Below are 13983 nucleotides of genomic sequence, written 5' to 3'. Positions count from 1 at the left end.
CCTGGTGAGGGCCGCTGTGGCATAGGAACCTCTCCACGTTTTCAGGGGATTGACAGAGCCGACGGCACGACGTCCCGGACCCTCGGTGACGCGGACGAGTTCGCCAGAACGCTCTCCACGGACTTCCTCGTCCCGCTCGACGATCTCGGCCGGAACGGCGTGGCCCGGCTGTGGAGCAAGACGGGCCCCCAGGACGACCTCTGGCGCGCACGCGTCACTGACGCCCTCCAGAACCGACACGACGAGGGCGGTGTCATCTCACCGTCAACGCTCCCTTCACCGGGAAGGGCGGACGATTAAGGGATTTACCACTTACAACTACTCAAAAAGGATCTAGTAGTAGGAAGTGGGAGTATCTTCCGATCTTTGTCCACAGGCATTGGTGTTTTTCTGTGGATAACCGTAATCGGGCAAGGGAAAACCTGTGGATAACTCATGGGAGCAGTACCTCGCCCGCGAGTCCGGCTATCACGGGGATGATCCCCAGGAAGACGAACGCGGGAAGGAAGCACAGTCCCAGCGGGGCCACGACCTGAACCCCGACCCTTTGGGCCGCTGCCGACGACCTGGCCCGGGCGGCGTGACGAGAGTCGTCGGACAGCCGGGTGAGAACATCCGCCACCGGGGCGCCTCCCAGCGCGGCCCGGCTCATGACGCGCGCCAGGGGGGCGAGGGAACGCTCGGAGGTCAGAGCTCCCCACGCACTCTCCGGGGCGGCTCCCAGTCGCAGCTGACCGCTCACCCAGGCCAGCCGCTCACCCAGCGGACCTCCGATCGCCTCCACCGTGACGTCGAGAGCTCCGGTCATCGGCTGGCCCGCGCGCAGTGAGGCGACCAGAAGGTCGGCCGCCAACGGCAGGTCCGCCACCACCAGCTCGCGTTCCCGGCGCAGTTCCGGGGACTCCCGCCTCCGCAGGAACATCAGCACGGCGCCCGCACCCACCGGTCCCGCGACGATGCCCGCGGGCCCGCCCACGGCCAGGAGCGTCGCCAGCCCCACGGCGAGAGAGGCCGCGATCTCTCCTCGCCCCGGGCACCGCCGGGCCGGAGAGACGTCGGCCGTCCTCCCGACCCACGGAACCGTCCTTCCCATCGGCGAGCCCGTCTCCCCGGCAGGCGAGGACGTCGCCTGGGAACGGGCCGTCACGCTCATGGATGACGAGGAGACCGGAGCGGCGGGAGAGGTCGCGAAGGCCCGGGAATTCCGGGACACCCGGAAGGTCCGGAAGGCCGGGCCATCGCGTCCCCTCCCCGGAGGATCGGGCGGCGGCGGTACGGGGTGAACGCGACGGAGCCTGTCGGCCGGTTCCCGACCGGCCGCCCACAGCCGTCCGGCCAGGCCGGCGAGCGCCACGGCCAGCAAAGCGATCACTGTTCTCCTCCTCATGATCCGATCATGCGAACGTCAGGCCCGCTGGGCACGGGCGACCAGACGACGGGTCCACCACAGGCCGCCCAGATCGAGGGCGAGACCGGTGATCAGGCACCCCACGCCCACCGGGCCGCCGAACAGGAAGTGCAGCGGTCGCATGCCGAGGCCGGTCGCCATCAGCAGGCCGAGAAGGGGAAGACCCGCCAGCAGGCGGGCCGTGGCACGGGGGCCCGCGAGCTGGGCGACGACATCGCGACGATGAGCCTGGGCCTCCCGCAGGGAACCGGCGACACGATCGACGAGGGTGGCGAGAACCGCCCCCGTGGTGACGCTCACCCTCCAGCAGGCGGCCAGCCCGCGGAAGGCCTCGCCGCCCTGCCCCGCCTCCACGGCGAGCAGCGCGGCGGGGACGTCACCTCCGTCCCGCGCGGCCGCGACCACCGGGCGCAGAAGCGGAGGGTCAGGAAAATCCACCGCCTGCACGGCCCGTACCAGCGCCTCGCCCGCCGTGCGGCCCGCGGACAACTCGACGGCAAGGCCCTGGCACAACTCGATCGACGCGATCCGCCAGGCGGCCTCACGCCCGGCGGCCCGCGAGCGGGCGATGAACCTGTCACGGAAGGAAGCAGATCGAATCGCCCGGCTACGCCGAATCCGACGCAGGCGGGCGGTACAGGGGTCGGCTCCCGTCCACAGCCAGGCCGCCAGGGCCGTGAGGACAAGGGTGGCTCCCGTCATGGTGTCGGCCGTACCGGGAGATCTCCCCCGCGCGGTTCACCGGACGGCGAGGAGGTGGGAGGGTACGGTCTGCGCCGGGGCGTCCGGGGCGTGGGAACGTCCGATGCCCACGTGGGGGCGGCGCCGTCCGGAGCGGGGGGAGAAGCGGTGACGGGGGGTCTGCGGGTCGTGAGGGGCGGTATCCCAGGCGCCCGGGCCATGAGGGCGCCGAGACCGGGACCGGGGCTCACCTGCCCGTCCGGAGCGAAGGTGAGGGCCGGTTCCGCCTCGACCAGCCCTGACGGGCGGCGGACCATCATGCAGACCTCGGCGACCCGGCGGCGGCCGTCGGCGTGGTCGCGGACCAGGTGGATGACGACGTCCAGGGCGGCGGCGATCTGACTGTGGACCGCCTCTCGGCTGAGACCCGCCGCGCACGCCAGTGCCTCCAGCCGTGGGGGCACATCGGTAGCGGTGTTGGCGTGCAGGGTGCCGCACCCCCCGTCGTGGCCGGTGTTGAGGGCCGCCAGGAGGTCGACGACCTCGGCTCCCCTCACCTCCCCCACGACGAGCCGGTCGGGGCGCATTCTCAGCGCCTGCCTGACGAGATCGCGCAGGCCGACTCCACCGGCGCCTTCGAGGTTGGGCGGACGCGCTTCGAGCCGGACCACGTGGGGATGGAGCGGCCTCAGCTCGGCGGAGTCCTCGACCAGGAGCAGCCTTTCGCCGGGATCGGCCAGGGACAGCAGGGCCGAGAGCATGGTCGTCTTCCCCGTACCCGTGCCGCCGGTGATCAGGAAGGCGAGCCGCGACTCGATCACCGCGGTGAGGACGGCGGCGCTGTCGGCCCGGATCGCCCTCGCCTCGACCAGGTCGGCGAGAGTGAAGGTCCGCCGGGGCGGGAGACGCAACGAGATACAGGTGCCGTTGGCGGCCACCGGAGGAAGGACCGCGTGCAGGCGGACGCCTCCGGCGAGCCGGGCGTCGACGTAGGGACACGCGTCGTCGAGGCGCCGGCCCGCGGCCGAGGCGAGACGCTGCGCCAGCCTGCGGAGTGCGTCCTCACCGGAGAAGACGACCGAGGTCGGGCGCAGCCCGCGGCCGTCGTCGACCCACACCTCCCGCGGGCCGTTGACAAGGACGTCGGTCACCTCGGGCTCGGCCAGCAACGGCTCCAGCGGGCCCGCCCCGATGAGGTCGGCGCACAGGACCCGAGCGACCGCCAGGATCTCCGCGTCGCCGAGCACCGCCCGCTCGGCCCGCAGCGCGACCGCGACGTGCGCGGCGCTGGGCTCGACCCCCGTCCGGGCCAGCCGCACGCGAACGGCCTCCACCAGCTCCGGCGAGACCTTCGCCGGAGGCGATGGAGGTGAGGTCCGGGGCGGCGAGACCGGCCGGGTCCGCCGGGTCGGTGAGGTGCGCGGGGCCGACGGCGTCGCCGGCGTCGCCGGCGTCCCCGTGGTCCGCAGGGTTCCCGTGGTCCGCAGGGTTCCCGGGGCTCGTGGGGACTCGGTACGCGTCACGCGTCCGCCTCGATCAGTTCGTGGAGAAACGCGGAGCAGAAACGACCGAGCGAACTGCGGCGGCCCAGTGGTGGCACGTCTCCTCGGTCGAGCGCGGCGGCGAGGCGGGGCTGGTCGGGGACGCTCCCCCCGAGGGGAACACCGAGCGAACCCGTCACCACGTCGTCCTTCAGCACCCCGCTGCGCACCACGGCTCGAACGTCACCGGTGTGCGCGCGCACCCCGACGAGCACCTGAGCCGCGGCGAGCACGCCGCGCACGTCGGCGGGGACGACCAGGAGGGTGATGGTGGCCCTGCCGAGTGCCTCCGCCGCGGCCTGGTCGAGATGGCGTGGCAGATCGACGACCACCAGGTCGAAGCCCCTTCGTCCCGCCTCCAGGACGGAACGCATCGCCTCGGCCGGGATCGGCTCGACCTCGCCCCGGTGGAAGGAGAGCAGCGTCAACCCGGCGAGGGTCGGCAGCGCCGCCTGGAGCGCGGCGCAACTGACCCTGCCCTCACGGGCGACCAGGTCGGACCAGCGCGCGCCGTCGGCCTCCTCCTGGCCGAGCAGGAGATCCAGCCCACCGCCGAGCGGGTCGGCGTCGACGAGGAGGGTGCGCAGGCGCCGCCTGGACGCGGCCAGAGCCAGCGATCCCGCCAGCACGCTGGCCCCTGCCCCGCCGCGCCCGCCGGTGACGCACACCACGGCCGCCGGGCCCGCGGGGGGCTCCACGACGTCGGCGAACTCGTCGACCAGGCGTCGTTCCGCGGCGGGTAGCTCCAGCACGGCCTGCGCGCCGACCGCGACGCATTTGCGCCACGTGTCGGGGTCGTCGCACTCCTGGGTGACCAGGAAGACACGATGTCGGGGCGGCGGGCCGGTCGCGGCCAGAGCGTCGGCCATGTCACCGCCGACGACGACCAGGGGAGCACGGTTCCAGTAGGGGCGGGCGTGCGCGGGCGCGTGAGCGACGTCGAGCTCGGCTCCGGCCGCCGCGGCGACCCGGAGCAGGTCGTCGAGCAGTTCATGGTCTTCGGTGATGACCAGCGGACGATCCACGCGTGCCTCCCTGGAGTTCGAGAAGGCCACTTTCGATGACCGTCCCTCACACGCGTGGTACCGAACGCCGCACTGTGGACAACCGGCCCGGGGACGGCTCGGCTGTGGAAAACCTTCGGCTCAGGACGCCCTCCGGACCGTCGGGGCACGGGGCGGGGATCGCGTACGGGCGAGAGGCCCTTCGGGGGCGGGCAGACGCGTCGGCCGTCGTGTGCGCGGGAAGGGCGCGGCGGACGGGCCATGAAAAAGGACGACCCCCGCCGGGGGGGAGCGGGGGTCGCCGATCGGTCCGACTCCGGGGGGGGTGGAGCCGGTCCCGTTTCAGAAGAAAGCTTTCACCAGCCGACCGGAGCACGCAGAATTACGACGTCACGTGCGCGGTTACTCCGATCCGGGGAGATGCCCCCTTATGCTGCCCGACCGACTCAAGTTTCGTCGAGGAGAAATCGGCGATTTCCACTAGTTTTTTTAATGTAACGATCCAGGCTCGATTCGCCGTTCATCATGGACACGCCACGAATGCCGGACGGTGTGCCGGTGACGTTCGGTGAGCGTCACGATGACGAGACCCGCACCGCCGAGGGTGCCCACGATCCGGACGATCCCCGTGAACCGGTCCGCCGCACCGCGACGCGGCCCGGCCCGGCCGGGGCACCCGCCACCTTCCGCGGTCCGTAAAGGTCTTGCTTTCAGGGGTTCCCATCAGCGCGGATCGGACGTACAAAGGTTGCACGGACCATGTGTCCGGGCACGGTCTCCGGGTACCCACGCGCCGCCAGCCGCGGGAGGCGCGTTGAAACGGGCTTGTCCCGTTTCAACGATTATCAGGTGCACGCTTGGTAACCCGGTGCGAACGTGTCGACGACGGCGCCCCCCACCAGGGGCGCCGTCGGTTTGTACGGGCGCCGTTTTACGAATGTCCGTAATGGGCGACACCGCGTGGTCGAACGTGTGACCGGACGTACCGTCCCCCACGGAGACCTCACCGGGAGAGCGGCGAGCCGGACCCGGCCGGGTGGCGGCGTGGTTCAGCCTCGTTGCATGGCCTCACAGATCGCCGTGGCCTCGCGAACGCCCAGTGTGACCGCCGACGCGCAGTGACGCACCCATGCGGCGACCCCCTCGGGGGTACCGCTCAGATAGGACCGCAGCCCCTCCGCGTAGGCCGGGCCGAGTTCGAGGTGCCCCACCTCGACCGCCACCAGCGATTTCGGGTCCAGTCCGAACTCCACCAGCGTCAACCGCTCGGCCGCCCGCGCGACCACCCCGTCCGCCGACCCGAAGGGACGTAGTACGGCCAGTTCCGCGTGCACGACCGCGGCGAGCACCAGCGCGGGCGCCTTGGAGGGGGTCGTCACCAGCCGGACCAGCCCGTCCACCCGGGCCACCGCCTCCTGCGGGCCCGGAGCGGTTCCCAGGCCGAGCGGGTCGGGCGCCTGGGCGACGGCCCGGGGGCGTCCGAGGTCCTCGGCCAGGCCCGCCGCGGCCAGGGTGTGGAGCCTGGCGAGCACCTGGCGGGGCGTCGTGCGCCAGGTCGTGCCGAGCCGTCCCAGTTCGGCCGAGACGCGCAGCGCCCCCTGCACCACCGGGTCGGTGACCTCGGGGATGGCCTCAAGGGGGACGTCCACTCCCTCCAGGGCGGCGGACGCGCGGGCGCCGCGCAGGGCGGACCGGGCCGACACCTCCGCGCTCTTGCGCCGCAGGACACGGTGTCCGTACAGCCGGTCGACGGTCACGCGCGCCTCGGCGACCGCCTCGGACACGCCGGGCATTCCTGCGATGACAGCCAATGGGTCGCTCACGCTGCCCGACCCTATCGGGGCCGTCGTACCGGGCCTCGGCCAGGCGGCGAACGGCCCGATCCGACCCGATCCGCCCCACCCCGATCCGCCCCACCCCGATCCACCTCGACCCACGCGGCCGACCCGATCCGCCCCACCCCGGTCCGCACGGCCGGTCCGGTCCGGCCCTCCCGGGGGCGGCTCCGGGACCGTTCGGCGACCGCATGGCACCACCCGGCGCACCGGTGCGACGACGCGCGTTGAACAACGCCGCCCGCCTTCCTACGGTGGCGAAACGCAACGTTTCCCGTCCGGCTCCTCCCCGCCGACCCAGAGTTTTCGTATGCATATGTTCCCTCATCACCGATTGGTACAGACCTGTCTAGACCTCTTGTGGCGGGCACCGGTGGGCTGGTGAAGTGGGACACGAACAGTCGATAGCAGTACGTGAGGAGTGCGTAGTGGCCCCGGAGACCCCTGGTTCCGAGTCGCGTGAGACTCAGGAGACGCTGTCGAACCTGCTGAGGGAGACCCGGCGGTTCACCCCTCCCGCCGACCTGGCCGCGGCCGCGAACGTGACCGCCGACGCCTACGCGGAGGGCGAGCGGGACCGTCTCGCCTTCTGGGAGAAGCAGGCCGACCGCCTGACCTGGTCCAAGCGCTGGGACACCGTTCTGGACTGGAACCCGCCCTTCGCCAAGTGGTTCGTCGGCGGCGAGCTCAACATCGCCTACAACTGCGTGGACCGTCACGTCGAGGCGGGCCGCGGCGACAAGGTCGCCTACCACTGGGAGGGCGAGCCCGAGGGCGACACCCGTACGCTCACCTACGCCGACCTGCTGCGCGAGGTCTCCAAGGCCGCCAACGCGCTCCGGGAACTCGGCGTCGGCAAGGGCGACCGGGTCGCGATCTACATGCCCATGATCCCCGAGCTCCCGATCACGATGCTGGCCTGCGCCCGCATCGGCGCGGTCCACTCGGTGGTGTTCGGCGGCTTCTCCGCGACCGCGCTCAGCGGCCGGATCAAGGACGCGGACGCCAAGCTCGTGGTGACCGCCGACGGCGGCTACCGGCGAGGCGCGCCCAGCGCGCTCAAGCCGACCGTGGACGAGGCCGTCGCCGAGTGCCCCGGCATCGAGCACGTCCTGGTGGTGCGGCGGACCGGTCAGGACGTCGCCCTCACCGACAAGGACGTGTGGTGGCACGACGTGGTGGACCGGCAGCCCGAGGTCCACGAGGCTCTGCCGAACGACGCCGAGGACCCGCTCTACATCCTCTACACCAGCGGGACGACCGGCAGGCCCAAGGGCATCCTGCACACCACCGGTGGCTACCTCACCCAGACCGCCTACACCCACCACGCGGTCTTCGACCTCAAGCCGGAGACCGACGTCTACTGGTGCACCGCCGACATCGGCTGGGTGACCGGCCACTCCTACATCGTGTACGGCCCGCTGGCCAACGGTGCCACCAGCGTCATCTACGAGGGCACCCCGGACACCCCGCACCGCGGACGGTTCTGGGAGATCGTGCAGAAGTACGGGGTCACGCTGCTCTACACCGCCCCGACGGCCATCCGCACGTTCATGAAGTGGGGCGACGACATCCCCGCCAAGTACGACATGTCGTCCCTGCGGATCCTGGGCAGCGTCGGTGAGCCGATCAACCCCGAGGCCTACGTCTGGTACCGCGAGCACATCGGCGGCAACCGTACCCCGGTCGTGGACACCTGGTGGCAGACCGAGACCGGCGCCGTCATGATCAGCCCGCTGCCCGGCGTCACCGAGGGCAAGCCCGGCGCGGCGATGCGCCCGCTGCCCGGCATCACCGCCGACGTGGTTGACGACCAGGGGCAGAGCGTCGGCAACGGCGGTGGCGGCTACCTGGCGATCCGCGACCCGTGGCCGTCGATGCTCCGCACGATCTGGGGCGACGACCAGCGCTACATCGACACCTACTGGTCGCGCTTCGAGGGCATGTACTTCGCGGGCGACGGCGCCAAGAGGGACCAGGACGGCGACATCTGGCTGCTGGGCCGGGTGGACGACGTCATGCTCGTCTCCGGGCACAACATCTCCACCACCGAGGTGGAGTCGGCGCTGGTCTCCCACCCCAAGGTCGCCGAGGCCGCCGTGGTCGGCGCGACCGACCCGGTGACCGGCCAGGCCATCGTGTCGTTCGTGATCCTGCGCGGCAACGCCGAGGAGGGCGCGGACATCGCCGCCGAGCTCCGCGCCCACGTCGCCAAGGCCCTGGGGCCGATCGCCAAGCCGCGTCAGATCCTCGTGGTGCCCGAACTGCCGAAGACCCGCTCCGGCAAGATCATGCGGCGTCTCCTGCGGGACGTGGCGGAGAACCGCAGCGTCGGCGACGTCACCACCCTCGCCGACAGCACGGTGATGAACCTCATCTCGGAGAAACTGCCCAGCGCCAAGAGCGAGGACTGAGCGAACCGGCGGCGCGAGGAACGGCGGCCGGGGGGACAGGCCCGGGACGGCGAACACGCGGGGCCGGGCGACCAGGAGCCAGACGGGCAGGAAACCGGCGAGCAGGAGCCAGACGGGCAGGAAACCGGCGAGCAGGAGGCAGGCGGCCAGGAAACGGGCGGAAAGGAGAGGGTGGGCCGGTGAGAACGGCCCACCCGGGACATCGGGCCTCCACGGGCACGCCCCGCCACCGGTCTCCCTCCCGCCGCCCTCACCCCTGCCGGTCTCCTTCCCACCGCCTCCTGCCGCCCTCATCCCCGCAGGTCTCCTTCCCACCGGGGTCCGGTCCGCCGCCCAGGCCGGCCACCGCGGCCCCCCGGCACCCGGCCCCGCCCTGCCCCTTTCCCTCCGTGCGACTGTCGTTGTCCCGTCGTTGTCCTGCCGTGTCCTGTCGTGTCCTTCCGTGTCCTTCCGTGTCCTTCCGTGTCCTTCCGTGTCCTGCCGTGTCCTGCCGTGCGTTCTGCGACGCCTGCCCCCGACGCGTCCCCGGCGCCCTCACCCCACGCGTGCGGCCCTGTCGGCGCGCCGATCATCTCCCCCGGCGTCTTCTCCCCCGGCGTCCTCCCGCCCGGAGCCGCGGCCGGTACGGTGCTCCCATCGCTCGCTCGCCCCGTCCCGTCCGAATCGGTGGTGTTCGCCCGACCCTCACCGGGGTAGCTCTCGCCCTGATGACCAGGTACGCGACGACCGCCGGCGTGCTCGCGGCGCCGGTTCCGGCGACGATCTCGTCGCGGGTGTGCGTGCGCGACCCCCTCGGCGCGCAGCATGATGTTCGACAAAGGCCCTCGATAGGAGATCATCCATGACACATATCCCGCCGGCGGAGCCACAGGAGGAGTCCCTGGGCGCGCTGGTCGCCGCCGCCAGCGACCAGATATCCACCCTGGTCCGCGCCGAGATCGAACTGGCCAAGGCCGAGTTCCGGTTCGACGCCAAGCGCGTCGGCATGGCGGCCGGCCTCTTCGGCGCGGCCGCCTTCATGGCCCACCTGTGCCTGATCCTCGGCTCGTTCGCGCTCGCCTACGGCCTGGTGGCGGCGGGCGTGTGGACCTGGCTCGCCTTCCTGATCGTCACCGTCCTCTACCTGCTGGTGGCCGGGGGGCTGGTCTTCATCGGCATCCGGCGGCTCAAGGGACTGACCGGGATGAAGCGCACCCTGCGCTCACTCAAGACGATCAAGAGCGGTGAGCGCGAGACCGGTCTCGGTTCGAGCCCGGCCCCGGTCACCCCTGGCGAGACCGACGGACGTCACGACCCGGTGAGACCGAGCCGGTGAGCAGACCCGACGAGTCCGTGGTCAGGATCGACGGTCCCTGGACCCACCGATCCGTCCATGCCGGTGGTACCCGTTTCCACGTGGTGGAGGCCGGCACCGGCCCCCTGGTCCTGCTGCTGCACGGGTTCCCGCAGTTCTGGTGGAGCTGGCGCAACCAGCTCGTCTCGCTCCCGGCGGCCGGTTACCGCGCCGTCGCCGTGGACCTGCGGGGTTACGGGGCCAGCGACAAGCCGCCGCGCGGCTACGACCTCCGTACGCTGGCCGCCGACGCGGCCGGGCTGGTCCGGGCACTGGGCGAGACCGGCGCGATCGTCGTCGGACACGACTGGGGCGGGCTGCTCGGCTGGACCATGGCCGTGCTGGACCCGAAGGCCGTCCTGCGGCTGGTCCCGGTCTCGGCGCCGCACCCCCGCAGGCTCCGTACCGCCCTGTTCACCGAACCGTTCGGCCAGTTCAAGGCGGCGCGTTACGCGATGGGCTTCCAGGTGCCGCTGATCCCGGAACGGCGCCTGACCGCCGACTCCGGCGCCAGGGTGGGACGCCTGCTTCAGCAGTGGTCGGGTCCGGGCTGGCCCGAGGAGGAGGTGTCGAGGACCTACCGCGACGCGTTCCGCATCCGCAACGTCTCGCACTGCGCGCTGGAGTACCACCGCTGGTTCGGCCGCTCCCAGCTGCGCCCGGACGGGTGGCGCTACGCGCGGACCATGCGCGCCCAGATCAACGCGCCGACGCTGCAGCTTCACGGCGCGCTCGACACGCACGTCCTGCCGCGCACCGCCCAGGGATCCGGACGGTATGTGGCGGCCCCCTACCGGTGGAGGCTGATCGAGGGCGCCGGGCACTTCCCGCACGAGGAACGCCCCGGCGAGTTCGACGCCGAACTCGTCGCCTGGCTCTCCGATCCGGAGCCGGACCGATGAACGGGCGGAACCGGGACCCCGGCGACAGGCCGGTGAACGAGCCGGGCCGGGACCCCGACGGCGGACCGGTGGACGGGCCAGGCCGGGACCCCGACGGCGGACCGGTGGACGGGCGCGACCGGGACCCCGACGGCAGGCCGCGCAACCAGCGCCCCCGCGACGCGTTCGGACGGCCGCTGCCGCACGGCGCCGAGGGAGTGGACCGCATCCCGGACGACTACGCCCCCAGCGCCGAGGAGGCCCTCTCCGAGGCGCGCAGGCTGCTCGGGCAGGAGCGGCCGTTCCACGCCCACGAGGTGCTGGAGGGCCGGTGGAAGAACTGCCCGGAGCCCGAGCGCGAACTGTGGCAGGGACTCGCCCAGATCTGTGTCGGCCTCACCCACCTGCAACGCGGCAACGCCCGTGGAGCCGCGACGCTGTTCACCCGGGGCGCCGACCGGATCAGCGGATACGGCATGCCGTACGAGCGCATGGCGCGGATCGCGCACGGGCTCGACGAGATGGAGGCCGCGGAGGCCATCGCCAGGATCCGGGCGCTGCTCTGAGGCGGGTGGTCACCGGCCGGTGACGGCGCCCGTGCCGACGACGGTCGCCGGTGGTCGCCGACGGCCCCCGTCTAGTTCTGGTCGCACTGCTGGGTGTCGACCTCGTTGAAGAGCTTGGAGCCGTCCTCGGCGTCCGGCGCGACCTCGGCGGCGGTGAGCGCGAAGCCGGTCTCCCGCTGGTTGAGCGCGGCGGCGAAGACCACGCCGTAGACCCGTCCCTGCGGGGTCAGCAGCGGCCCTCCCGAGTTGCCCTGCCTGACCAGCCCGCGGATGGAGTACACGTCGCGGACGACGTCCTTGCTCTCGTAGATGTTGAGCCCCCCGGCCTTCTGCCGCACCCGGATGCGCGCCGGGTCCAGGGTGTAGCCCTGACCGTGCGGGAAGCCCGCGACGATGGCGTCGTCGCCCTTCTTCGCGGTGCCGTCGAACCGCAGGATCGGCATGTTGAGCCCGGTGACGTGCAGGATCGCGATGTCCCGGTCGGGGTTGTAGAGCACGACCCTGGCCGGGTGGACCTTGTTGAGGTAGTCGGTGACCTGGAGGTCCTGATCGACGCCGGCGACCACGTGCGCGTTCGTCATGATCTTGTTCTGGGCGTAGACGAAGCCGGTGCCCTCGATGTGCTTGCGGCAGGTCGAGGCGATGCCCTGCACCTTGACGATGCCCCGGCGAGCCCGTGCGAGCTGCTTGTTGTCCTTGGCCACGCTCCGGTCGGGCGGCGGGATCTGGACGAGCTGGCCGCTCCCGATGGCGTCGAACACCTTGGGGAAGCCGGAGGTGTCGAGGAAGTTCTTGATCGGTTTCTGCAGGTCCTTGGCCGCGCGGGGCAGCGTCTGGTCGACCGTGGACAGCAGGAGCGACCCGTGGACCTGCTCGCTGAGCATGGTGAACTGCGACGAGACGAGCAACGAGCCGATCAGCCAGGCGATGATCAGGACCGAGAAGGCGCTGGAGAAGGTGCCCCCGACCGCGTCGACGGCCTTGGCCGGCTCCCAGGTGACGTGACTGCGGACCACCGCGCCGATGGTGGACGACGCGAACTGCCCGATCGTGGCGGCGAGGAAGACGATGACGATCGCCAGCAGGGCCCGCTCGGTCGCCCCCTCGACCACGGCCCCGGCGAGGAGCGGCGCGACGAACATTCCCAGCAGCGCGCCGCCGACGAAGCCGACGAAGCTGAGGGCACCGATGATGAACCCCTGGCGGTATCCCGACACCGCGAAGGCCACCATCAAGGCGATCAGGATGAGATCTAACAGACCACCGCTCACCCCTTTACGTTATCCAGCCCATGCGCCACGTGTGCACACCTTGGGCGAGGTCTCCGCGACATCGTGTCCGCAGGAACGTATCCACAGGAACACGACCATAGGAACCTGACCGCGGGAGCGGCGCCCGCGAGGTCGCCACGGCGGCCGGCGGCCCCGTCAGCGGGAGGCGAGGCTCAGCACGTCGGGCGGGATGTCCTCCACCCGCGAGCGGTCCCAGGGGACCTCGAAGTCCGAGCCGCCGAGCACCCCGTCGAGCACCCCGGCGGTGAACCCCCAGACCAGCAGGCCGCGGACCCTGAAGGCCGGCCCCGGGTGACCGCTCGGGTGGCGCAGCCGCAGCCGGTTGGCCGGGTCGGCGAGCTCGCGGAGCGGGACCCGCACCACCGACTCCACCTCCTGCGGCGAGGCGGCGTGCACCGCGCAGGGAGTGTGCCACCAGGCCAGCACCGGGGTCACCCGGTTGTCGCTGTGCGTCAGGTAGAGCTCGGCCATGGTGCCGAGCACGTGGACGCCGGCGGGGTCGAGACCGGTCTCCTCGCGGGCCTCACGGAGCGCGGCGCCGACCGGGCCCCCGTCGGCGGGGTCGACCCCGCCCCCGGGGAACGCGGGCTGACCGGCGTGCCTGCGCCCCAGCGAGCTCCGCTGGATGAGCAGCACGTCCGGACCCAACGGCCCCTCCCCGAAGAGCAGCAGCACCGCCGCGGACCGTCCGCCCGACGCCGGTGGCCGCATCAGCGGGGGAACCGGCATCGCCATGGCCCGTCCGGCCAGCGTCTCCAACCATCCGGGAACCTCCACCGGCACACCTCCGACCGTCCGTGCTCCGATCTCCGCACCCGTGTGCAACACGGCGTCCCGCCCGTCGCTTCCCGCCCCTTGCCTTCCGTCCGCCGTGCCCCGCCCGCCGTCCCCCCGCGCGGATTCCCCGTACGGGACACGAGGCCCGGCGGTGATCACGAGAAGGGGCCGGGGCGGACCAGTCTGGCGGCCGGGACCGGATCGATCGGGCCGAGGCCGTACGAGGGGCAGAGCGCGGCGAGCGGGCAGAC

12 protein-coding genes are annotated in these 13983 nt (G+C 72.0%); 5 read left to right on the top strand and 7 right to left on the bottom strand.

Annotated features, from left to right (window positions below; all coding sequences use genetic code 11):
- On the top strand, window positions 1–300 hold a 300-nt coding region (locus AB0G16_RS36900; RefSeq protein ID WP_362815431.1), incomplete at its 5' end, for a hypothetical protein.
- 133 nt (window positions 301–433) lie between these two features.
- Here the strand turns inward: AB0G16_RS36900 and AB0G16_RS36895 are convergent.
- The 5 genes from AB0G16_RS36895 to AB0G16_RS36875 form a co-directional block, all read right to left on the bottom strand.
- The gene (locus AB0G16_RS36895; RefSeq protein ID WP_362815430.1) at window positions 434–1000 is read right to left on the bottom strand and encodes a type II secretion system F family protein; all 567 of its coding nucleotides are present in this window, start codon (window positions 998–1000) and stop codon (window positions 434–436) included.
- 405 nt (window positions 1001–1405) lie between these two features.
- The gene (locus AB0G16_RS36890) at window positions 1406–2110 is read right to left on the bottom strand and encodes a type II secretion system F family protein (protein ID WP_362815429.1); all 705 of its coding nucleotides are present in this window, start codon (window positions 2108–2110) and stop codon (window positions 1406–1408) included.
- Window positions 2107–3426: a TadA family conjugal transfer-associated ATPase gene (locus tag AB0G16_RS36885; RefSeq protein ID WP_362815432.1), complete on the bottom strand. Its 1320-nt coding sequence runs from the start codon at window positions 3424–3426 to the stop codon at window positions 2107–2109. Before AB0G16_RS36885 ends, AB0G16_RS36890 begins: the two co-directional genes overlap by 4 nt.
- Window positions 3427–3608: 182 nt before the next feature.
- On the bottom strand, window positions 3609–4655 hold the full coding sequence (ssd, locus tag AB0G16_RS36880) for a septum site-determining protein Ssd (protein ID WP_362815428.1): 1047 nt from the start codon (window positions 4653–4655) through the stop codon (window positions 3609–3611).
- A gap of 1028 nt (window positions 4656–5683) precedes the next feature.
- Window positions 5684–6457: an oxidoreductase gene (locus AB0G16_RS36875; RefSeq protein ID WP_362815427.1), complete on the bottom strand. Its 774-nt coding sequence runs from the start codon at window positions 6455–6457 to the stop codon at window positions 5684–5686.
- Between the two features lie 440 nt (window positions 6458–6897).
- Between AB0G16_RS36875 and acs the strand changes: the two genes are divergently transcribed.
- The 4 genes from acs (at window position 6898) to AB0G16_RS36855 (ending at window position 11663) form a co-directional block, all read left to right on the top strand.
- The gene (acs, locus tag AB0G16_RS36870) at window positions 6898–8883 is read left to right on the top strand and encodes an acetate--CoA ligase (RefSeq protein WP_362815426.1); all 1986 of its coding nucleotides are present in this window, start codon (window positions 6898–6900) and stop codon (window positions 8881–8883) included.
- 841 nt (window positions 8884–9724) lie between these two features.
- Entirely contained in the window at window positions 9725–10198 is a 474-nt protein-coding gene (locus AB0G16_RS36865) for a phage holin family protein (RefSeq protein WP_362815425.1), read from the top strand.
- Entirely contained in the window at window positions 10195–11118 is a 924-nt protein-coding gene (locus tag AB0G16_RS36860) for an alpha/beta hydrolase (protein WP_362815424.1), read from the top strand. The genes AB0G16_RS36865 and AB0G16_RS36860 overlap by 4 nt, the downstream gene beginning before the upstream one ends.
- Complete coding sequence (locus tag AB0G16_RS36855; RefSeq protein WP_362815423.1) at window positions 11115–11663, top strand: DUF309 domain-containing protein; 549 nt, start codon at window positions 11115–11117, stop codon at window positions 11661–11663. Before AB0G16_RS36860 ends, AB0G16_RS36855 begins: the two co-directional genes overlap by 4 nt.
- A gap of 71 nt (window positions 11664–11734) precedes the next feature.
- Here AB0G16_RS36855 and AB0G16_RS36850 read toward each other — a convergent pair whose 3' ends face one another.
- Both AB0G16_RS36850 and AB0G16_RS36845 read right to left on the bottom strand, forming a co-directional pair.
- Window positions 11735–12934 (bottom strand): MarP family serine protease, encoded by a 1200-nt coding sequence (locus AB0G16_RS36850; RefSeq protein ID WP_362815422.1) that lies wholly within the window; start codon window positions 12932–12934, stop codon window positions 11735–11737.
- Window positions 12935–13090: 156 nt separating this feature from the next.
- On the bottom strand, window positions 13091–13732 hold the full coding sequence (locus AB0G16_RS36845) for a CoA pyrophosphatase (protein WP_362815420.1): 642 nt from the start codon (window positions 13730–13732) through the stop codon (window positions 13091–13093).
- Window positions 13733–13983: the final 251 nt, after the last annotated feature.

Source organism: Streptosporangium sp. NPDC023615 (assembly GCF_040640155.1).
Lineage (GTDB): Bacteria > Actinomycetota > Actinomycetes > Streptosporangiales > Streptosporangiaceae > Streptosporangium.
The sequence above is the reverse complement of the archived record's forward strand: the minus strand, read 5'-3'. Positions and strand labels throughout refer to the sequence as shown.